We start from the raw sequence: 21,884 nt of genomic DNA, 5'->3' as shown, positions 1-21,884 counted from the left end.
ACTTGCAGGCGCCCGGTGCGGGCGCCTTTATTTCAATTCACTCATGCAGTCGGCAGTTTGTACTCCTTGAATTGTTCACGAATCCTGTTTTTCAACACCTTGCCGGTTGCACCGATCGGCAGTGCATCGACGAAGGTCACGTCATCCGGTGTCCACCACTTGGCGATCTTGCCGTCATAGAACTTGATCAGTTCTTCCTTCGACACTTCGACGCCCGGCTTCTTCACCACAACCAGCAAGGGACGCTCGTCCCACTTGGGATGGAAGACGCCGATGCAGGCAGCCTGTTGTACGGAAGGATGCGCCATCGCGATATTCTCGAGATCGATGGTTCCGATCCACTCGCCACCCGATTTGATCACGTCCTTGCTGCGGTCCGTGATCTGCATGTAACCATCCGGGCTGATGGTCGCAACATCACCAGTGGGGAACCAGCCGTCCTGCAGCACGTCGCCGCCTTCGCCCTTGAAGTAGCTGTTGATGATCCACGGCCCTTTGACGAGCAGGTTACCGTACGTCTTGCCGTCCCACGGCAATTCCTTGCCGTCGTCGCCGACGATCTTCATGTCCACGCCAAAGATCGCATGTCCCTGCTTCTCGAGTATGGCCTGCTTCTGTTCTTCCGGCAGCATCATGTGGCGCGTTTGCAGCGTACATGCGGTCCCGAGCGGAGACATTTCTGTCATGCCCCACGCATGGACCACGTCGACGCCGTATTGATGACGGAATGCCTTCATCATGGCTGGCGGGCATGCCGAGCCGCCGATGACGGTCCGTTTGAACGTGGAGAACTGAAGATTGTTCTGGCCGACGTAGGTCAACAAGCCAAGCCATACTGTCGGCACGCCTGCGGAGAAGGTCACGCCCTCCTGCTCGAACAACTCATACAGCGACTTGCCGTCGAGCGCCGCGCCGGGAAACACCATCTTTGCGCCGACGAGAGGCACGGAGTACGGCAGGCCCCACGCATTAACGTGAAACATCGGCACTACCGGCAGCACGGCATCACGCGCAGACACGTTCAAGGCATCGGGCATCGCGGATGCGTAGGAATGGAGCACCGTCGAGCGATGTGAATACAGCGCCCCTTTCGGGTTGCCGGTCGTGCCCGAGGTGTAGCAAAGGCTTGATGCCGAGTTTTCGTCGAACAACGGCCATTCATACTGATCGGAATTCTTGTCGATCAGATCTTCATAGCACATCAGGTTGGCAATCTTGGTTTCCTGCGGCATGCGATCACGATCGCACATCATCACGAAACCCTTGGTCGTCTTGCAGTGAGCTGCGAATGCCTCGACCAGCGGCAGGAAAGTCATGTCGAAAAACAGATACTGGTCTTCGGCGTGATTGACGATATAGGCAATCTGCTCGGGATGCAGGCGAGGATTGATGGTATGCATCACTGCACCGGAGCCGGAGATTGCGTAATACAACTCCATGTGGCGATAACCGTTCCAGGCCAGCGTCGCAACGCGATCTCCCATCTTTACGCCGAGTCCAGCAAGCGCATTGGCCATCTGACGAGCGCGCTTGTGGCATTCGCGGTAGGTGTATCGGTGAATATCTCCCTCGACGCGGCGCGAGACAATTTCGTTCTCACCGAAATAGCGGTCCGCGTGCTGAATGATGCTGGAGATGAGCAAAGGCTGGCTCATCATCTGGCCCATCAATGGGCTCTTGGGATACTGCGACATCGTGCCTCCTGTGCGTGTTATGAAGAGTCGTTGCCGAGAGCCCGTGTTGAAATTGCTTTTTGGTTCCCGACACGCTCTAGAGCCTTGCTTCTAAATTACAGCATGATTTTTGAACGACCGTACTAAAACCGTCAATGACTTTCGATGACGCATTGCACCAATGTCGAAGTGGCGACTTTTACTTCGCCTGCGTTCTCTGTTTCAACCATATATCCGCAACCAATTATGCGATGCAAGCAATAGCACCTGTACGTCACAGAGCTTGAAAACGGTGGCATCGTCCGAACTTTTCTCTGCATTACCGGAGAACCGTAACACCCACCTCGAATATATACACTCGGGCAAGAAGTCCGCAATTGTCTTGCCTACGGTAATTAAATTTTGATTGCGTAACATCAAACGCACGCTGCACGCTCCGGCTGCACGAATGCAGTTTGATTTTCTCTGTCAGAATAAGCAGCGCACACAATGACTCGCATGTACTCAGGGTCTAGCGTGCATAGTTGCACATATCGCTTGGCGAAACTGTCCTCTATTTCACATTTGTCGCCTCAGTTTCAATCCTCCTTCAAGATCATCGTTTGATGACGGCCCATCAAGGAATCAACATGTCTGCACGCTTAGCGGCCGGCGAGCGTCATCGTCTCGATGCGCTCCCGCTAGATAACTCGTTTGCCTCCCTACCCGCGACGTTCTACACGCGCCTGCACCCCACACCTGTGCCGGCACCCTATCTCGTGTGCACGAGCGAGTCCGCTGCGGAATTGATCAACCTGGATCCGGGGGAGTTTGATAAAGAGGAATGCATCCAGACCTTTGCCGGTAACCGGACGCTGCCGGGGTCAGTGCCGCTAGCCTCCGTCTATTCCGGGCATCAGTTTGGCGTGTGGGCAGGCCAGCTCGGCGACGGTCGTGCGATCCTGCTGGGCGATGTCCCTGCCAACAAAGTATCGTTCAGCGAATCACCGGATTCACATGGCCGCATTGAGCTGCAATTGAAGGGCTCGGGACTGACACCCTATTCCCGCATGGGCGACGGGCGGGCTGTTCTGCGGTCGTCGATTCGGGAATTCCTGTGTTCAGAAGCTATGGCTGCACTGGGTATTCCGACTTCCCGGGCGCTATGCGTAATCGGTTCCGACATGCGCGTCATGCGCGAAACGCCGGAGACCAGCGCGATCGCGACGCGCATGGCACCGAGTTTTATCCGTTTCGGTTCTTTCGAACACTGGTCCTACAACGACCGAAAAGAGGAGTTGAAGACGCTTGCGGATTTCGTAATCGATCGATTTTATCCAGGTCTTCGCTCTGTGCCGAACCCTTATCAGGCGATGCTGGCCGAGGTAACCCGCCGCACCGCAGAGCTGATGGCGCAATGGCAGGCGGTAGGTTTCATGCATGGCGTCATGAATACGGACAATATGTCCATCCTTGGCCTTACCATCGATTATGGTCCGTTCGGATTCATGGAAGCGTTCAATGCCACACACATCTGCAACCATACCGACAGACAGGGCCGCTACGCGTATCACATGCAGCCACAGATCGGCCAGTGGAACTGTTTTGCCCTCGGCCAGGCGCTGCTGCCCTTGATCGGCGAAGTCGACGATGCCCAGGCGGCGCTCGAAGGATACAAGAGCGCATACGAGAACAAGCTCGACGCACTGCTTCACGCCAAGCTCGGATTGCAGACGAAGCAGCCGGAAGACGCCAAACTGATTGATGACATGTTCGCGCTTCTCCAGAAGAACCACGCGGACTTCACCCTGTTCTTCCGCCGGCTCGGAGACCTGCAACTCGACAATCCGTCGGCAGACTCGCCTCTGCGCGACTTGTTCATCGATCGCCCTGCATTCGATGCGTGGGCACGACAATACCGTGCACGGTTACAGCAGGAGAATAGCCAAGATCTGGCGCGCAAGCATGTAATGCATGCCGTCAACCCGAAATATGTACTTCGCAACTACCTGGCACAAATCGCTATCGAAAGAGCGCAAAATAAGGACTTCACCGAAGTTGCAAAACTGCTCAGCATTCTCGAACATCCGTTCGACGAGCAGCCGGAAAATGATAAATACGCGGCACTACCGCCCGACTGGGCGAGCGAACTGGAAGTGAGTTGCTCATCATGACAAACAAGGTTGTCAAAAGCGACGCCGACTGGCGTGCGAGACTGGATCCGATCGAATACCAGGTGACGCGGCACGGCGCGACCGAACGCGCATTTACGGGCCGTTACTGGGATCACCATGAGCACGGCATCTATACATGCGTATGCTGCGGCACGCCCCTCTTCGAATCGGATGCAAAATTCGACTCGGGCTGCGGCTGGCCGAGTTACTTCCGGCCGCTTGATCCGGAAAATGTTACTGAGCGCATCGACCGCAGTCATGGCATGATACGCACCGAAATTCTGTGCAACGTATGCGATGCGCACCTTGGCCACGTGTTTCCGGATGGCCCTCCACCGACGGGATTACGGTATTGCATCAATTCCGCATCATTACGCTTTGAACCCAAGTAGACAAGGACAACCGCCAATATGAAGTTTTTGTTCGACCTGTTCCCGGTCATTCTGTTTTTTGCGATGTTCAAGTGGGGGGAAGGCAACCCGGAAGCTGCACAGGCGCTCGCCCAGCAATACATGTCCGGCCTCGTATCAGGCGGAGTCGTGACAGGAGCCCAGGCGCCGATCATGCTTGCCACGGCAATCGCCATCCTCGCCACGTTCGGGCAGATTGCCTACCTGAAGATCAGGGGACGCAAGGTGGACACCATGCTGTGGATCTCGCTGGCGATCATTACGCTGTTTGGCGGCGCCACGATCTATTTCCATAACGAGACCTTCATCAAGTGGAAGCCGACAGTGCTTTACTGGTGCTTCGGGGCTGCACTGCTCGTCAGCCAGGCGCTGATCGGGAAAAACCTGATTCGCCTGATGATGGAAAAACAGATTGCGCTGCCCGATGCGGTGTGGCAGCGCCTGAGCCTGTCGTGGGCCGGCTTCTTTGGAGCAATGGGCTTAATCAACCTGTACGTCGCCTACAATTTCCCCACGGCGTTCTGGGTCAACTTCAAACTGTTTGGCTTCATGGGATTGATGTTTGCCTTCGTGATCGGGCAAAGCCTGTTTCTGTCGAAATATGTAAAGGACTCGCAATGACTGACCGTGTTAAACAGATCCGCGCCCGGCTGACTGCAACTTTCGCACCGGTGGAATGTCAACTCGTGGACGACTCCCATCTGCATGCAGGCCATGCAGGCGCCGCTTCGGGCGCCGGACACTTCAGCGTACGCCTGGTTTCCGATCGATTCGATGGGCTAAATCGGCTTGCCCGGCATCGGCTGGTGTATGATTGCCTTCGCGACATGATGCACAGCGATATACACGCTCTTAACATCGTCGCGCTAGCACCGTCTGAAGTCATGTAACAGACGGGCCCGGTATTTATTTTTATCCCTTCGCAATCTAGGAATACATAATGATTCTAAAACCCGCTCGCTTGTTGATGGCACTTATCGCTGCTGCCGCGCTGCCCGCGATGGCGCAAAACCTCGCTGTCGTGAATGGCAAGCCCGTTCCTTCATCGCGCGCTGATGTCATGATCAAACAATTGGCGGCACAGGGTCAGCCGGACACGCCGCAACTGCGTGCAATGGTCAAGGAAGAGCTGATCAACCGCGAAATCCTGATCCAGGAAGCGGACAAGCGCGGCCTGAGCAACACTCCCGATGTCAAGAACCAGGTTGAGATTGCCCGTCAGTCGATCACCATTCGGGCACTGGTTCAAGACTACCTGAAGAAGAACCCGGTTTCAGACGCCGAGATTCAGGCCGAGTACGACAAGTTCAAGGCCCAGGCTGGTGACAAGGAATACCACGCACGCCACATCCTCGTGGACAAGGAAGATGAAGCCAAGGCAATCATCACCAAGCTGAAAGGCGGCGCCAAGTTTGAGGAGCTGGCCAAGCAGTCCAAGGATCCAGGATCGGCTCAGAATGGCGGCGACCTCGACTGGGCTTCCCCGGCTTCCTTCGTAAAGCCATTCTCCGATGCGATGGTTGGCCTGCAAAAAGGCCAGATCACGGAAACTCCGGTCAAGACGCAGTTCGGTTACCACGTGATCAAGCTAGAGGACGTCCGCGCCGCCAAGATCCCGTCGCTGGAAGAAGTGAAACCGCAGATTGCCGAGTCGCTGCAGCAGAAGAAACTGCAGGCATTCCAGGAAGACCTGCGCAAAAAGGCGAAGATTCAGTAATCCCGAATCAGGCTACCAATGAAAAAGCGCTCCGTTTGGAGCGCTTTTTTTATACTTGTGATTCGACGACGGCGCGGAGGGACGTAACGCCCCTCCCTGCTGCGATCAGCCAACCCACTTGCGTGCGTTACGGAACATGCGCATCCATGGTGAATACTCTCCCCACGAATCCGGTGCCCAGGAATGCTGCACCGTACGGAACACCCGTTCTGCATGGGGCATCAGCACAGTAAAGCGGCCATCCGCCGTCGTCACTGAAGTGATACCTTGCGGTGATCCATTCGGGTTGTACGGATAAGCTTCCGTCACCTGCCCCTTGTTGTCGATCCAGCGCATTGCCACGATCGCGTCCTTGAAGTCGCCCGTCTGCGAGAAGTCAGCATGCCCTTCGCCATGCGCCACCGCGATCGGGCTCTGCGTCCCAGCCATGTCGCTGAAGAAGATCGACGGCGAATCAGCCACCTCCACCATGGCAAAACGCGCCTCGAACTGTTCCGACTTGTTGCGCGTGAACTTCGGCCATGCGTGCGCGCCTGGAATGATCGACTTCAGGTTGCTCATCATCTGGCAGCCGTTGCAGATGCCAAGCGCGAAGGTGTCGTTGCGATTGAAGAAACCGGCAAACTGCTCAGCCAGCTTGGCGTTGAACAGAATCGTCTTCGCCCATCCTTCCCCTGCGCCCAGCACGTCGCCATAGGAGAAGCCTCCGACAGCGATAAAACCCGTGAAGTCGTCGAGCCGCGCTCGTCCCGTAATCAAGTCGCTCATGTGGACATCCACCGCGGCAAAACCCGACTTGTGCATCACATATGCGGTTTCAATGTGCGAGTTGACGCCCTGCTCACGCAAAATCGCCACTTTTGGACGAGCCCCTGTTGCAATGAACGGCGCTGCCACGTCGATCTGCGGATCAAAGGTCAGCTTGGGCGTAATACCAGGGTCGGCAACATCAAGAATACGGTCGTACTCTGCATCCGCGCACGCAGGATTGTCACGCAAGCGCGCGATACGCCAGCTCGTCTCGCTCCACAGGCGCTGCAGCTCGATGCGCGGCTGGTTATAAATCACCCTTGCATCACGCGTAAATTCAATAACGTCACGGTCGTTCAGCTTGCCGATGATATGGCTGCAGGCGCCGAGGTTATGCGAGCGCAGCACATTCATGACGTCCGACCTTTCCTCTGCTCGCACCTGGATCACCGCACCGAGTTCTTCATTGAACAGTGCGCGCAGGGTCATGTCATTGCGCCGTTCGGCAATCTGGCGAGCCCAGTATTTCGCCTCGCCGGAGTCGGAGGCATGCTCGCCTTCCATCGTTAGGATATCGAGGTTCACCGACACGCCACTGCGGCCGGCGAATGCCATTTCACACAGCGTTGCATACAGGCCGCCGTCGGAACGGTCATGGTAGGCGAGCAACTTGCGTTCGATATTCAGTTGCTGGATCGCGGAGAAGAATGCCTTCAGGTCTTCCGGATTATCGACGTCCGGTGTGCTGTCACCGATCTGCTGCATGACTTGTGTCAACGCAGAAGCGCCCATACGGTTTTTGCCCCGGCCAAGATCGATCAGGATCAGCGCAGTATCACCGCAATCCTTACGCAGCTGCGGCGTCAGTGACAGGCGCACGTCCTGCACCGGCGCAAAAGCCGACACGATCAGCGACACGGGCGAAGTAACTTCCTTGCTCCCTTCCGCATCCTTCCAGGTGGTACGCATCGACAAGGAGTCTTTTCCGACCGGGATGCTGATGCCCAGCGCCGGGCAAAGCTCCATGCCGACCGCCTTCACCGTGTCGAACAGTGCCGCATCCTGCCCCGGCTGCCCGCATGCCGCCATCCAGTTCGCGGAAAGCTTGATATCCGAGATATCCGCGATCGGGGCTGCAACGATGTTCGTTAACACCTCGCCGACCGCCATGCGGCCAGAAGCTGGTGCATCGATCACCGCCAACGGCGTACGCTCGCCCATTGCCATCGCCTCGCCGCGATAGCCTTCCAGGCTCATTGCGGTCACGGCACAATCCGCAACCGGCACCTGCCACGGACCGACCATCTGGTCGCGCACTGTCATCGCGCCGACAGAACGGTCGCCGATGGTGATCAGGAAGGACTTGTCGGCCACTGTCGGCAGGCGCAAAACGCGCTGTGCGACGTCAACAAGGTCCATGCCGGTGAGGTCAACGGGCGGATACTCGTTCTTCACATGCTGTACATCGCGATGCATCTTCGGCGGTTTGCCGAGCAACACATCCATCGGCATATCCACCGGATTGTTCCCGTGTTCCGGGTCAATGACTTTCAGCTGACGCTCTTCGGTTGCGGTACCGACCACTGCAAACGGTGCGCGTTCGCGGTCGCATAGGTATTGGAATAACGGAAGGCTTTCCGGTGCGATCGCCAGGACGTAGCGCTCCTGCGATTCATTGCTCCAGATTTCTTTCGGCGCCATGCCACTTTCTTCGAGCGGGACTTTGCGCAGATCGAAAATTGCGCCGCGCTTTGCATCATTAGTCAGTTCCGGGAAGGCATTCGACAAGCCGCCGGCACCGACGTCGTGGATGGACAGGATGGGATTGTCGTCCCCCATGGCCCAGCACGCATTGATGACTTCCTGCGCACGTCGCTCCATCTCCGGATTGCCACGCTGAACCGAATCGAAATCCAGGTCGGCGGTGTTGGTGCCGGTCGCCATCGAGGAAGCAGCACCGCCGCCCATACCAATGCGCATGCCGGGACCACCCAACTGAATCAACAGGCTGCCAACGGGCAGGTCATTCTTCTTGGTGTGCTTGGCGGAGATATTGCCCATGCCGCCGGCGATCATGATCGGCTTGTGATATCCCCAAACCTTGTCGGCAATCTTTTGCTCGTAGGTTCGGAAATAACCGCCGAGGTTGGGCCGGCCGAATTCATTATTGAAGGCCGCTCCACCGATCGGGCCATCGATCATGATCTGCAATGGTGATGCAATGCGGTCCGGCTTGCCGTAAATGCCGCACTGGCCGTGCGATACGCGTTGTTCCATCGGCTCGGTTGCATCCCGCGCATTCTCCCAAGGCTGGACGGAATGCGTGAGCATCAGGTTTGAAACGGTGAAGCCGGTAAGGCCTGCCTTCGGCTTGGCGCCGCGACCGGTAGCACCCTCGTCGCGGATTTCACCGCCCGCGCCGGTGGATGCGCCGGGGAACGGCGAGATGGCGGTCGGATGGTTGTGCGTTTCCACCTTCATCAGGATGTGCGTCAGCTCGTCCGATGCTTCGTACACATTGCCGCTTGCTGCGCCACGCGGATAGAAGCGCGACACGGTCGCACCTTCGATGACCGACGAGTTGTCGCTGTATGCGACCACCGTACCCTTCGGCTGCAACTGGTGCGTGTTTTTGATCATCGCAAACAGCGACTTGTCCTGTGTCACGCCATCGATCGTCCAGTCGGCGTTGAAAATCTTGTGGCGGCAGTGCTCGCTGTTTGCCTGTGCAAACATCATCAGTTCGACATCGGTGGGGTTGCGCTTCGCTTGCGTGAAAGCGTTGTGGAGATAGTCGATTTCATCCTCGGAAAGCGCCAGGCCCAATTCACCGTTCGCGCGTACGAGAGCCTCTTTGCCGCCACCCAGGATATCGACAAACTCCAGTGGTTTCGCATCGAGCTCGCGGAACAGACCGGAAGCATCGTTCGCACTCCGCAAAACGGTTTCCGTCATCCGGTCATGCAGGAGCGCCGCGACTTCCTGTGCGGCGGCATCGCTGAGCTTCTTGCTCCCGCCAAGCAGGCCCGACTTCAGTTGTACGTGATAGGAGATTCCGCGTTCGACGCGCTTGATATGCGTCATTCCGCAATTGTGGACGATGTCAGTTGCCTTGCTCGCCCATGGAGAAATCGTGCCGAAACGCGGAATGACTACGAACTTTTCGCCGTCGGCCGCGCCGCTAAATGGCTCGCCATAGGTCAGGAGTGCATTCAACCGGCCCCGCTCGTCATCGCTTGGAGTGGCAGCCGCATCGATGAAATGCAAGAAGCGTCCTGTTACGCCGACAACGGCGGGCTCGACTGCTTGCAATTGTGACAAAAGACGTTGGGTGCGGAAGGCAGACAGGGCATTGGAGCCCGGCAAAATCAACATGGCGACGAGAGGTGTGAAGCAGCATCACTGCCGTCCAGGACAGTTCAACTGCAGGTTAAATCGGAAACCGTGATTATACCGCGACGCCGCATCATGGCAGCTTGTCAATCACGCCAAGTCTCCACACTCGCAACCCGCGATCTCGGTGCTTCCAGATGAAACCGGAAAGAGCAATCTGGCAGCAGACTGCTGGCCATCCCGACTCGTCGTGAGGTGCGTAATCCCTGGTCGGTATGCTATTTTGCTACCTCCAAACACCTACGGTCCTCCCGCACATGACACTGCCGATTTCTCAACCAATCCATCATCTTGCCGGTCAATCCCGTCGTGCACTGGTCGACACGTGCTTGGATGAGGCGGCGCGGTCACGATCTGTCTTCACCCGGCTATCTCCTGTATCCGCACGTGCGGCGGCCGATTACGCAGATGCGCTGCACTCCGCAGGCGCGGCTTTACCCGCAATTGCGGGCTTGCCGGTTTCGGTCAAAGACCTCTTTGATACTGCTGGCGAATCGACATGGGCCGGCTCCGTTGTCCTCAAGTCTGCCCCTCCGGCTCTTGCAGACGCTCCCGCAGTGCAGAGGCTACGCGAGGCAGGAGCCGCAATCATCGGCAAAACCAACATGACGGAATTCGCTTTCTCGGGAGTTGGACTCAATCCGCACTTTGGCACACCGGCCAATCCGGCGGACCAAGCCGTTGCACGCATTCCCGGCGGCTCCTCGTCGGGCGCCGCTGTCTCGGTTGCTGCGGGCATGTGCGTCGCCGGGCTGGGATCGGATACCGGAGGCTCGATCCGAATTCCCGCCGCGCTTTGCGGCCTGGTCGGTTTCAAGCCGACAGCTCGCCGCGTACCGACAACGGGTGCAATTCCCCTGTCAACCACGCTCGACTCGATTGGCGCCATTACGCGCTCGGTCGATGACTGCATCCTGATCGACAGCATCATTGCAGATGAACCGCTTTCAATTCCGGATCTGCCCGTCAGGGATCTGCGCCTAGCCGTCCCGCAGACCTTGATGCTCGATGCGCTGGAGCCGCATGTGGCAGCATCCTTTTCGTCTGCACTGTCGCGCCTGTCCAAAGCCGGTGCGCGGATCAGCGATGCGCCCTTCACCATGCTTGCCGAGAGTGCCGCTCTCAACAAGTTCTCGGGAGCGGAAGCGTTTGCCTGGCATCGGAGGCTGCTGGCTGCTCATGAATCCTCCTACGATCCGCGGGTTGCAAAACGCATCATGCTTGGCGCGGTCATGAGCGCGGCAGATTACATCGATCTGCATCGCGCCCGGCGCGACTGGATCAGCAGGATGGAAAAGGAGATGGAACGATTCGATGCCCTGCTCATGCCGACAGTGCCGATCGTTGCTCCTCCGATTGCAGAACTGGAAGCATCGGACGACACCTTCTTCAAAGTCAACGCTCAACTCCTCAGGAATCCGTCCACAATCAACCTGCTCGACGGCTGCGCCGTCTCGCTTCCGTGTCATGCAGCGGGTACCCTGCCTGTAGGCCTAATGATCGCTGGCGCTGCAATGACAGACCATCACGTCCTTGCCATCGCGCGCGCTATCGAAAGGACAATGCAAAGTGCATAACGTCGCAATCCGGCATCAGTCGATTTTTGCTGCGAAGTTCAAGCGGACACCGGTAACCGCAACGACTAGAATGATGCCCTCGAACTGGAAATGTTTCGTATGGTCTACCACTCCGTATCGTTTCCTGAGTAATGCATTGACAGGTTAAATAAGTGACACAGAAGCAGATTGCGGTAGTCGGCGGAGGCGTTGTAGGCGTTTGCACGGCCTATTTCCTTGCAGCCGCGGGACATGAGGTCGTCGTCATCGAACGGCATCAGAACGTGGCCCAGGAGGCCAGCTTTGCCAATGCTGGCATCGTCGCCCCGGGATATGCGACACCATGGGCTGCTCCTGGCATGCCGCGCAAGATCCTCTCCCGCCTCCTCCGTTCGGAGGCTCCTGTGATGCTGAAGCCGACCATGGATCGTGCGACCTGGCGCTGGGTGCGCAGATGGCTGTCGGAATGCGAGCTCGACCGCTACCGCATCAACAAGGCCAGGATGCAGCGCATTGCTTTCTACAGTCGCGATGTCCTCCGCGAGTTGCGGGAGTTTCATCAGATCGAATACGAGCAAACCCAGGGTGTGCTTCAATTGTTTCGCACCGAAAAAGACAAGCGGATGGCGTCCCACAGCATTGCGCTGCTTGAGGAGAATGGCGTTCCGCATCAGGTTCTCGACGCTGACGGCGCGCGCGCCATTGAACCCGCATTGTCTTCGCATTCCTCTTTAGCGGGTGCGCTGTATCTGCCGCAGGATGAAGCCGGCAATTGCCCGCTATTCGCAAAGCGGCTGAAGCAGATTGCGAGCTCCCTCGGCGTGCAGTTCCATTTCGCCTCTACCGTCCATGCCATCGAGCCCGAAACGCATGGTGTGGGACTGCGCATTGACAACAACCGTTTTTCTGCAGACGCCGTTGTTGTGGCCGCAGGCGTAGAGAGTGCTCAACTGCTCAGGCCATTGGGAATTGACATTCCCCTCTATCCTGTCAAAGGTTACTCAGCTACGGCATCGCTCAGGAACTTCGAGCATGCGCCTCAGGCGGCCCTTCTTGATGAAGCATACAAAGTCGCGATTACGCGGCTGGGCAGCCGGATCCGGATTGCAGGCACGGCGGAGATCGGCTCCTCCGGCACAGAGTTGAATGAACGCGCGATACGCACACTGATCAAGGTCGGCAGCGACTGGTTTCCCGATGCGGCAAATTACGCGAAAGCGAACTTCTGGTGCGGTGCACGCCCCATGTTGCCGGACGGTGCGCCACTGCTGGGCGCGACACCGGTGCGCAACGTCTATGTCAACATCGGCCACGGTTCGAACGGCTGGGCGATGGCAGCCGGCTCTGGCAAAGTGGTCGCAGACATCGTTTCCGGTGTGACGCCCGAAATCGACATGGATGGACTGACGATGTCGCGCTATGGATAAGGTCGACTGCGTGGTCATCGGCGCGGGCGTGGTCGGCCTCGCCGTCGCTCGCTCCCTTGCCCTCGCTGGGCGCGAAGTGCTCGTTCTCGAAAAACATCCCGCGATCGGTATGGAGACCAGCTCCCGCAATAGCGAAGTGATCCATGCCGGACTCTACTATCCGGCGGGAAGCCTGAAGGCGAAGCTTTGTATAAAGGGGCGCGATGCCCTCTACGATTACTGCGAGCGGAGAGCGATCTCCTATCGTCGTTGCGGCAAACTCATCGTCGCCACATCGGATTCGCAGCTGGACAAGCTGTCAGCCATTCATGCACAAGCACTGACAAACGGTTGCCATGAAGTGAGTTGGATCAGCGGGCAGGAGGCAAAAGCACTGGAACCCGCCCTCAACTGCGTTGCCGCGCTCCACTCCCCGAATACCGGCATTTTCGACACTCACGCCTACATGCTCGCGTTGCAGTCCGATGCGGAGCATGTCGGCGCCCTCTTCGCTTTTAACAGCGAGGTGGGTGAAGGGTGCGTAACTGTGGAAGGGCTCGCCATGCAGGTACGATCACCTGATGGGAGCGAGACGGAAGTATTGGCAAACACTGTCATCAATTGCGGCGGATTGTGGGCACCGCAGCTTGCCGCGGCAATTCGGGGCCTGGACCGGAAGAGTATTCCGACGCCACATTTCGTGAAGGGCAACTATTACACACTCGCAGGCAAGGCGCCCTTTTCGCACCTTGTGTACCCGGTGCCCGAAGTCGGTGGTCTTGGCGTACATCTCACACTCGATCTTGGCGGGCAGGCTCGTTTTGGCCCTGACGTCGAGTGGCTGAAGCATGACGGCGGCGAGCTTGACTACACCGTCGATCCGCGACGTGCTGACAGGTTTTACCAGGAGATACGTGCCTATTGGCCGGACTTGGCCGACGGTGCATTGCAGCCGGCTTATTCCGGCGTACGCCCGAAAATCAGCGGCCCGGATTCACCAGCTGCCGATTTCCTGTTTTCCTCACATGGAACGCACCATTACCTCGGCTTGTATGGAATCGAATCCCCCGGCCTGACGGCTTCCCTCGCTATCGCCGAACATGCTACGGCGATGGTAATTCCAGAATAAAAACGGGCACACCATTATTTGGCATGCCCGCAATACTACGAACTCAATTGTTAGCTGGACGGCTTAAGCTGTAACCAGGAAGTCGATCACGATTTCACCCGGCTCACGCTGCACGTAGGCGATCTTCACGCGAGAACCGAAGTAACCATTGATCTGTGAAAGCAACGGGAGTGGATCATGGTCGTTGCAGAACCGCATTGTCTCACCCGGCTCAAGCGCATCAAGGGCGCCGAAGATCGCGGCATGCCTGAACCGTTTCGCGATTCCGCGCGCATCGAACGGGTAAATTCCGCCTGCCATCTGTGGATGAGAACAATCATGTGCCATGTCAAAAGCTCCTTCGCATAAAAAACGTCGTGGGATCGCAGGTCGTTCTGCCGAATCCAGTGGTATCGGATCCGCAACCAACTTAAGATTCATTTTAAATGAAGCTTTTAATTGATGCAAACCAAATCCATCTTTGGCGCAAGTCGTGGCATTGGTCGCAACAGCTCGCATATATTCGCGGTGAATGAGTTGGCATAGAATGCAATACCATTGCGCCAACACTTCTGCATATGGAATCCGCCTCGATGCTCTCCTCTACCACGCTATATCAGGTTGCCGAAATTCGTGCGATTGAAGAGTCAGCACGGGTACAGCTACCTGCAGGTACATTGATGCAGCGAGCGGGAGACGCTGCTGCTCGTGTTGCGTTGAAGTTGCATTCCGAGTCGCGACAAGGAGCGCCGGTGCTCGTACTCGCCGGCCCGGGCAATAACGGCGGCGATGCGCTGGAAACGGCCTTTCATCTCGCGAATTCCGGCGTGGAGGTCGTAATCCTGTTATGTGCAGACGCGAAGCGTCAGCCGGAGGACTTGCAGCGCGCGCTTGCCAGGGCGAGAAGCACTACCGCTCGCTTTCTTGAACCGACCATCGACGCAGTAAATGCTCAACAGTGGTCCCTCGTCATCGACGGCCTTTTCGGGATTGGTCTTGCGCGCCCCATCTCCGGGGAGATCCGCTCTTTGGTCACAACCATCAATCGCCTATCCTGCCCTGTCCTTGCGCTTGATGTCCCGAGCGGGCTCGATGCCGATACGGGGAACATCGTAGGAGACGCAGGTGTGGGGGTTCGTGCGACACATACGATCACATTCATCGGCGACAAGCCTGGTTTGCATACTTGCAATGGGCGTGATTACGCGGGAGAGGTTGAAGTCGCTGATCTGGAAATCGCCCCAGAGCTGCTCCCATCAGCGACGGCATTTTTGAACAGTCCGGACGCCTTTTCTCCTTTTTTGCGCCGTCGTCCGCACAATTCCCACAAGGGCAGCTTCGGAGACATCATCATTGTCGGCGGTGCGCATGGCATGGCCGGTGCGCCGATTCTGGCGGCACGTGCGGCCGCAATGAGCGGCGCAGGACGGGTATTTGCAGCGTTTATCGATCAGCCCCCGCCCTATGACAGCGCCCAGCCGGAACTGATGTGCCGCTATGCGCCCGACATGGAATTCTCTGGCGCAACAATCGCCGCCGGCCCGGGGCTCGGCACCTCACAGATGGCCCGTGACATCCTCTCGAAGGTTTTGCATACGCTTTCGCCGATTGTGCTGGATGCTGACGCCCTAAACCTGATTGCGGTCGATCCTGGACTTCAGCAGGAACTTGTGCAACGTCGCGCTGAAACGATCATTACGCCGCATCCACTTGAAGCGGCACGACTGCTGGGTGCGACATCCAAAGAGGTACAGGCGAACCGGCCTCGTGCAGCGGTGAATCTAGCACGTAGATTGAATGCAATCACTGTATTAAAAGGATCGGGAAGCATCATCGCAAAACCCGATGGCACCATATACATCAACCCCACGGGCAATCCGGCATTGGCAACCGCCGGCACCGGCGACGTTCTTGCCGGTATTTGCGGTGCCTTGGTTGCGCAATCATTTCCTGCCTGGAACGCCGCACTCGCAGCTACCTGGCTACACGGACAAGCTGCGGACACATTGACGGCTCAAGGAACAGGCCCAATCGGCATGACCGCCAGCGAACTCCTCCCCTGTGTCAGGACGATTTTGAACCAGCTCACATCGCGATACGCGCCGTACCGGCCACTACCTGACTGACCTGCGCCCTCACGACTTGGCCGGCATAACAGCAATTCTCCACACGAGGTCGAAGCGCTCACCATAGTTCTGGATCAGACCTCAGGCCATCAGGCGACCCGCGGCAATCGTAATAACACGCTTGCAGCGGGCTGCAATGGAAGAATCATGGGTGACGAGCACCAAGGTTGAGCTACGTTCCTCATTCAGCTCAAACATTAGTTTGATAACCGCCTCCCCGGTAGCCGCATCAAGGCTGCCAGTCGGTTCGTCGGCAAACAGCAGCGGAGGTTCCGTCACAAACGCGCGCGCCAGGGCGACCCGCTGCTGCTCCCCGCCTGAGAGGTATTTGGGGTAGTGCCGCAGGCGACTGGAAAGACCAACGCGGCCGAGCATTGCCTCCGCCTTCTCCCTGGCCCGCTCGTCTCGCCTTAATTCGAGCGGGAGCATGACGTTCTCCAGAGCGGTCAGGTGTGCAAGCAACTGAAAGGACTGAAACACAAAACCAAGCTTCGCTTGACGCAAACCGGCGCGGCCGTCTTCATCCAGTGCAAAAATATCGACTCCATCGAGCTTCACCGTGCCCTCGGAAGGAGTATCAAGGCCAGCGAGAAGGCCTAGCAAGGTTGATTTGCCCGAGCCCGATGCACCGACAACTGCAAGCGTCTCGCCGGGCTGCACGGTAAAATCAATGTCACGCAAAATCGTCAGTTCACCGGTCGCATCCGCAACGCGTTTACTCAGGTGAATGACTTCAATGGCCGCTGGTAAGGAGGAAGGTGAACTCATGCAGAATGACGTTAAGCGATCGACAAAGGGATCTTGGTACTGGAGGCGAATGCTGCGGCAGCTGACGGCGTTCACGCTCTTCTTGTTAGCAACAACCGCCTATTCTGCATCAAATACAGTGCTTGTGCTCGGCGACAGCCTTTCCGCGGAATACGGCCTTACCCGGGGAAGCGGATGGGTTCCTCTTCTCGAAAAGCGCCTGAAAGACGAAAGAATCAATGCATCGATCGTCAACGCCAGCATCAGCGGTGAAACGACTGGTGGCGGCAGGGTCCGCCTCCCCGCGCTGTTGGAGCGCCATCAGCCCGATGTGGTGATCATCGAGCTTGGGGCAAACGACGGCCTGCGCGGTCTGCCGCTTAGTGCAGCGGAGGCCAATCTCCGCACCATGATTACGGAATCACGTAGCGCGAAAGCCAAGGTCCTCCTTGTTGGAATGCAACTTCCTCCAAACTACGGAAAGGAATATACCGAGAAGTTCATTACCCTCTTTTCGAGCCTTGCCCGCTCAACCGGGACGCCTTTAGTACCTTTTCTCCTGCATGGAATCGCTGACCAGCCACACATGTTTCAGTCTGATCGGATTCATCCCGCTGCGGAAGCGCAGCCAATCATGCTGGAGAACATCTGGCCGTTCCTGAAACCACTCTTGGCCAAATAAAAGCAGGAACAGATTGACCCGTCCTGCTATAGGTTGACGGTTAAGCAGGGTAAATTGTCTGTCTGATCGCTCCTTTGAAACGCCCGATGCACTGCATCGGGCGTTTTGTATTGGAGGGCCAGGTGCGGACGCTCCCGGTTGTAAATCTGTACCGACTGGCTCACCATTAGCCGGGCCTGCTCCAGGTTATCAGGACGGTGGAGCAGGAACTCACCCTTGAGAATGCCGTTGACCCGCTCTGCCAGCGCATTCTGATAGCAGTCGTAGCCATCGGTCATGGAACAGGTCAGCCCGTGCTGCGCATGCAATCGCTGATACGCGCTCGCGCAGTACTGAATGCCGCGGTCGGAATGATGGATGAGCTGCGCCCGGCTCTGCCTGGCGCGCAAAGCCATTTTCAATGCCCGCGCCACTTCCTCGGTTTGCAGGGTTGCGTGCACATGGTAGCCGACGATCTTTCGAGAGTACGCGTCAGTGACCAAACTCAGATACACGCATTTCTCGCGGGTAGGCAGATAGGTGATGTCGGCCACCCAGACCTGCTCAGGACGTTGCGCCACGGATTTGCACGACTTCAAGAGATTGGGGTGCTTGTGGAATCGATGGAAGCTGTTGCGGAACCAGCAGATGAGCCCGCTTGAGAACCCGGAACAGCGCATCCCGGCCCATCTTGATTCCCGCGCAGGCCAATGGCTGCTTGAGCAAATAGTGTAATTTGCGACCGCCAATGCGGGGTTGACGCCGCCGCGTCTGGCGCACCAACTCAACCTGCCGATCCCGCGCCTGCTGGGCGGCCTCTGCCTGACACTGCTGATAATAGGCTGACGGCTCATACCAATGTAACGACACGCTGTGGCGAGACTCAAGCCGGCTATCTGCCTTTGCTCGATGACCCGTCGGAATGCTTTTTTGGCAACTTCACCCCATATTCTTTGCGAATGACGTCGAGCATGGCTTCCAGCAACTGGGCCTTCTCGTTGGCTTGCTTGAGCTCCGTTTCCAGCTGCTTGATTCGCTGCTCCGGGCTCATCGGCTGCTCTGGCTTGCTCATCGGATCACTCCTGCGCTTGCTGGTTCCTGCCAGCCTACTCCAGTCTTGCCGTCCGTGCTTGCGCAACCAGACCAATACCGTCGAGCGGCCTTGAATTCCGTACCGCCGCTGCGCCTGCTTGTACGTCAGCTCGCCTTTTTCCACCTCGTCAACTACCGCCAACTTAAAAGCCAGCGCGTAGTCCCGCTGCGTACGCTTGATCCCTCTGTCCATTTGACACCTCCAAAAAAGTGTCAACGCATTTCAGGACGGGTCACGTCCATGGAAAAAGCCCGGAATTGCCCGGGCTTTTTTCTGCATCCCAATCAAACAAGCGGGAGAAGCTCGATTTATTTCTCGCCAGGCTCCGACTCGGGCTTAGTCGCAATTGGCTTGACGATCTCTACCTTGGCCTTCTTCTTCAACGCATCGAGATATGCGGCAGTCTCCAGCTGGGCCAGTGCATCGGCAATCTGCTGCTGTTCTGCCTGGCGACGCGCCAAATCAGGATCTGCTGGCTGACCAACCTTATTGATCCGATAAATGGCATATCCTTGCTCACCGAGATCAACCCCGACAAGACCTGGCAACTTATTTACATCGGCCTTCATCACCGCGAGCAGAGCTTCCCGCTGAAGTCCCTGATTCTTCGTGCGTGAGACGGTTTTCGGTGCACCGAACTCAGCAGCCTCACCGTTTGATTGGAGAGCAGCCAGTTTTGCCTTGCCAGCCTGTTTCGCGAGTTTTGCCGCCTCAATCCTGGTTACGCGCTCTGCAATAATCGCTTTAACCTCGTCGAACGGGCGCTTTGTCACAGGTTTGTACTCGATAACCCGGCCTGAAATCAACGTGCTCGGCGCAACCTCAACTGCCTCCGTATTGCGTTTGTTCTTGATTGCATCATCCGAAAACAGAGCACTCAGGAATTTCGGATGGTTGAATGGAGCGTTCGGCGACACGTCCGGGTTTGGCGTGCGGGTCAAACCGCCGGCCGTCTCAACTTTCAGACCGAGTTTTTCTGCAGCTGGTTTCAGGCTCTCGGATTGCTCATAGACCAAGTTTGTAAACTGTTCGGCCATTTCGGCAAACTTCTTTGCCGCCAGCTGCTTCTTGATCTCCGCAGCAATTTGTCCTTTGACTTCCTCCAGGTTTTTTGCTGTCGCAGGTTTAATTCCGGTCAATTGAATGATATGGAAACCGAAGTCCGACTCTACGACATTGCTGATCTCGCCTTCTTTTAGCGCAAACGCAGCGTCTTCGAATGGCTTGACCATCATTCCTCGTCCAAAGAAATCAAGATCACCACCTCGTTCTGCCGAACCAGGATCATCTGAATTCTCCTTCGCGACCTTGGCAAAGTCTGCGGGATTCTTCCGCACTTGGGTCAGCAATTTTTCCGCCTTTTCCTTGGCTGCGGCCTTTTCGGCGGCTGATGCATCCTTTCCAGCCTTGATCAGGATATGGCTTGCACGACGTTGCTCCTCCTCGGCAAACCGCTTTGCATTCTGCTCATAGTAGGATTTGATGTCGGCGTCACTCACAGAAATCTGGGCCGCAACCACATCGCTACTCAGCACCACATACTCAGCCCTGACCTGCTCAGGGATTTCGAACTGACTACTCTGCTTCTCGTAATACGCGCGCAGCATCTCCTCCGTGACTTTCACTTGAGGCACATAGTCAGCCGACTTGAACGGGAGCTCCTGAATGTCCCTCTCCTGGTCGTTCAGCTCCGAGAGTCGCAGTGCCACACTTTTCGGAGCAAACGCTGTTGTCTGCACCGCCTCGCTAACCTGCTGCAACGCCAAGTCGTGCCGCAACCGGGCCTCATACATTGCGGGAGTCATGCCCTGCGCTGCGAGTAGTGATTTATAGCGCTCGACATCGAATTTCCCATCCGGGCCAACCAGGCCAGGCACATTAAGAATTGTTTGCTGCAAGGCCTGATCACTGACCGAAAGCCGGTTACGTGCTGCCTCAAGCGCAACGGCACGCTGTGTAATCAAACCGTCGAGAATGCTCTGCTTGGCTTCCGGCGTATCAAGCATTGCCGGATCAAACTGACCGCCGAACATCTGACGAAAACGTTCCATTTGCTCGCGCTGTGCGGCATCCAACTCTTGTTGCGTAATGGACTGCCCCGCAACTTTTGCGACGGCATTGTCCCCTTCCCGAAATCGGGTATAGCCCTCAAGCCCAAAGAATGCAAATGAAGGAAAAATGAACAGCAGTAGCAAGAACTGCATCAAGCGACGATGCGTGCGGATAAATTCAAACATGGTCAGTCCACAGAATTACAAATTGCGAGAACGCAGTTTCAGCATTGTCTTTCTCAGAGCAGCTAGCTCATCAATTTAGCCGCGCCTGAAGCGAAAAACGTCGCCACATATGAAAAAAGGCGAACTTACGTTCGCCTTTTTCGTTTTTTGGCGGAGTGGACGGGACTCGAACCCGCGACCCCCGGCGTGACAGGCCGGTATTCTAACCGACTGAACTACCACTCCTGAAACTTCACCTGCATGCTTGGCTGCTTGGTGGGTGCTGAGAGGCTCGAACTCCCGACCTACGCCTTGTAAGGGCGCCGCTCTACCAACTGAGCTAAGCACCCTGATCCACACTTAGTCAGCCAAACTTTACGGCGTTTGTCACCACGCCGTAAAAAATATGATTCTACAACATCCTCCTAAAAGATGCACTAGCTAACTGCATCTTTTAGCACCTTGTCCGGTCGGAATATGACCACCTTCACGGCCTTGACTTGGGTTGCATCGCCGGTACGCGAATTACCGTCTGCGCGCGTGGCATACATACGAAGAGAAAATGTGCCGAAACTGACAAGCATCACCGTTCCTTTCTGCGTTAATGCCGCCTTCACAGCCCCTGTCAACGATGCAAGTGCCGGAGGAACCGCAGCACTGGAAACTTCCTTTGCATTGGCAATGTGTTCAACCAAATCATTTTTGTTCAGTAGCGCATGCTCTTCCACAGAATTGGATTGAACAACCGGCATTATCACCTTTACAGTCCATGTCCGTTGAAAAATGCTGACAAAACGTTTCTTCAGCCGGTATTGGACAGGCCGGATAGACCAGGGTGAAGCGCTCATCAGTGGTACAAGAAGGAAGTCAGTCGA

Annotated in this window: 16 protein-coding genes, 2 tRNA genes and 1 pseudogene; 10 read left to right on the top strand and 9 right to left on the bottom strand. The window is 56.7% G+C overall.

Going from position 1 to position 21,884, the window contains the following annotated elements; translation table 11 throughout:
• Window positions 1-41: 41 nt before the first annotated feature.
• Window positions 42-1,694, bottom strand: coding sequence for a 3-(methylthio)propionyl-CoA ligase (locus tag ACYVIA_RS02535; RefSeq protein ID WP_460837558.1), 1,653 nt, complete (start codon window positions 1,692-1,694; stop codon window positions 42-44).
• Window positions 1,695-2,302: 608 nt separating this feature from the next.
• Here ACYVIA_RS02535 and ACYVIA_RS02530 point away from each other — a divergent pair.
• Genes ACYVIA_RS02530 through ACYVIA_RS02510 form a run of 5 tightly spaced genes read left to right on the top strand, consistent with a single transcriptional unit; the run spans window position 2,303 to window position 5,953 of the window.
• A complete protein-coding gene (locus ACYVIA_RS02530) occupies window positions 2,303-3,826 on the top strand; it encodes a protein adenylyltransferase SelO (RefSeq protein WP_460837642.1) in 1,524 nt (507 codons plus the stop codon).
• Complete coding sequence (gene msrB, locus ACYVIA_RS02525) at window positions 3,823-4,218, top strand: peptide-methionine (R)-S-oxide reductase MsrB (RefSeq protein WP_460837556.1); 396 nt, start codon at window positions 3,823-3,825, stop codon at window positions 4,216-4,218. The genes ACYVIA_RS02530 and msrB overlap by 4 nt, the downstream gene beginning before the upstream one ends.
• 18 nt (window positions 4,219-4,236) lie before the next feature.
• Window positions 4,237-4,857, top strand: coding sequence for a septation protein A (locus tag ACYVIA_RS02520; protein WP_460837555.1), 621 nt, complete (start codon window positions 4,237-4,239; stop codon window positions 4,855-4,857).
• Window positions 4,854-5,126, top strand: coding sequence for a BolA family protein (locus ACYVIA_RS02515; protein ID WP_460837553.1), 273 nt, complete (start codon window positions 4,854-4,856; stop codon window positions 5,124-5,126). The genes ACYVIA_RS02520 and ACYVIA_RS02515 overlap by 4 nt, the downstream gene beginning before the upstream one ends.
• Before the next feature lie 50 nt (window positions 5,127-5,176).
• Window positions 5,177-5,953 carry a peptidylprolyl isomerase gene (locus tag ACYVIA_RS02510; RefSeq protein WP_460837551.1) on the top strand — a complete coding sequence of 259 codons (777 nt, stop codon included), beginning with the start codon at window positions 5,177-5,179 and terminating at the stop codon, window positions 5,951-5,953.
• A gap of 105 nt (window positions 5,954-6,058) precedes the next feature.
• Here ACYVIA_RS02510 and purL read toward each other — a convergent pair whose 3' ends face one another.
• Window positions 6,059-10,078, bottom strand: coding sequence for a phosphoribosylformylglycinamidine synthase (gene purL, locus ACYVIA_RS02505; protein WP_460837549.1), 4,020 nt, complete (start codon window positions 10,076-10,078; stop codon window positions 6,059-6,061).
• 233 nt (window positions 10,079-10,311) lie between these two features.
• Here purL and ACYVIA_RS02500 point away from each other — a divergent pair, with 233 nt between their 5' ends.
• The 3 genes from ACYVIA_RS02500 (at window position 10,312) to ACYVIA_RS02490 (ending at window position 14,187) form a co-directional block, all read left to right on the top strand.
• On the top strand, window positions 10,312-11,673 hold the full coding sequence (locus ACYVIA_RS02500; RefSeq protein WP_460837547.1) for an amidase: 1,362 nt from the start codon (window positions 10,312-10,314) through the stop codon (window positions 11,671-11,673).
• Window positions 11,674-11,825: 152 nt separating this feature from the next.
• Entirely contained in the window at window positions 11,826-13,079 is a 1,254-nt protein-coding gene (locus ACYVIA_RS02495) for a D-amino acid dehydrogenase (RefSeq protein ID WP_460837546.1), read from the top strand.
• The gene (locus ACYVIA_RS02490; RefSeq protein WP_460837544.1) at window positions 13,072-14,187 is read left to right on the top strand and encodes an NAD(P)/FAD-dependent oxidoreductase; all 1,116 of its coding nucleotides are present in this window, start codon (window positions 13,072-13,074) and stop codon (window positions 14,185-14,187) included. Before ACYVIA_RS02495 ends, ACYVIA_RS02490 begins: the two co-directional genes overlap by 8 nt.
• 63 nt (window positions 14,188-14,250) lie before the next feature.
• Here ACYVIA_RS02490 and ACYVIA_RS02485 read toward each other — a convergent pair whose 3' ends face one another.
• Entirely contained in the window at window positions 14,251-14,514 is a 264-nt protein-coding gene (locus tag ACYVIA_RS02485; RefSeq protein WP_460837641.1) for a DUF2249 domain-containing protein, read from the bottom strand.
• A gap of 245 nt (window positions 14,515-14,759) precedes the next feature.
• Between ACYVIA_RS02485 and ACYVIA_RS02480 the strand changes: the two genes are divergently transcribed.
• Entirely contained in the window at window positions 14,760-16,292 is a 1,533-nt protein-coding gene (locus ACYVIA_RS02480; RefSeq protein ID WP_460837543.1) for an NAD(P)H-hydrate dehydratase, read from the top strand.
• 81 nt (window positions 16,293-16,373) lie between these two features.
• On the opposite strand, the gene ACYVIA_RS02475 is transcribed toward ACYVIA_RS02480, so the two are convergent.
• Entirely contained in the window at window positions 16,374-17,060 is a 687-nt protein-coding gene (locus ACYVIA_RS02475) for an ABC transporter ATP-binding protein (protein ID WP_460837639.1), read from the bottom strand.
• 49 nt (window positions 17,061-17,109) lie between these two features.
• Here ACYVIA_RS02475 and ACYVIA_RS02470 point away from each other — a divergent pair, with 49 nt between their 5' ends.
• Window positions 17,110-17,721, top strand: a complete 612-nt coding sequence (locus ACYVIA_RS02470) for an arylesterase (protein WP_460837541.1) — start codon at window positions 17,110-17,112, stop codon at window positions 17,719-17,721.
• A gap of 26 nt (window positions 17,722-17,747) precedes the next feature.
• Here ACYVIA_RS02470 and ACYVIA_RS02465 read toward each other — a convergent pair.
• From ACYVIA_RS02465 to ACYVIA_RS02445, 5 genes and pseudogenes are all read right to left on the bottom strand, one after another.
• Window positions 17,748-18,985 (bottom strand): annotated as a pseudogene (locus tag ACYVIA_RS02465) (IS3 family transposase).
• Window positions 18,986-19,101: 116 nt separating this feature from the next.
• A complete protein-coding gene (locus ACYVIA_RS02460) occupies window positions 19,102-21,030 on the bottom strand; it encodes a SurA N-terminal domain-containing protein (RefSeq protein ID WP_460837540.1) in 1,929 nt (642 codons plus the stop codon).
• A 148-nt stretch (window positions 21,031-21,178) separates the two neighbouring features.
• A tRNA-Asp gene (locus ACYVIA_RS02455) sits at window positions 21,179-21,255 on the bottom strand.
• Window positions 21,256-21,283: 28 nt separating this feature from the next.
• Window positions 21,284-21,359 (bottom strand) — tRNA-Val (locus ACYVIA_RS02450).
• A gap of 87 nt (window positions 21,360-21,446) precedes the next feature.
• Window positions 21,447-21,857, bottom strand: coding sequence for an HU family DNA-binding protein (locus ACYVIA_RS02445; protein WP_460837538.1), 411 nt, complete (start codon window positions 21,855-21,857; stop codon window positions 21,447-21,449).
• Between the last annotated feature and the right edge of the window lie 27 nt (window positions 21,858-21,884).

This window comes from Noviherbaspirillum agri (genome assembly GCF_054780595.1).
Note: the sequence above shows the minus strand (reverse complement) of the source record. Positions and strands in the feature narration are given on the sequence as shown.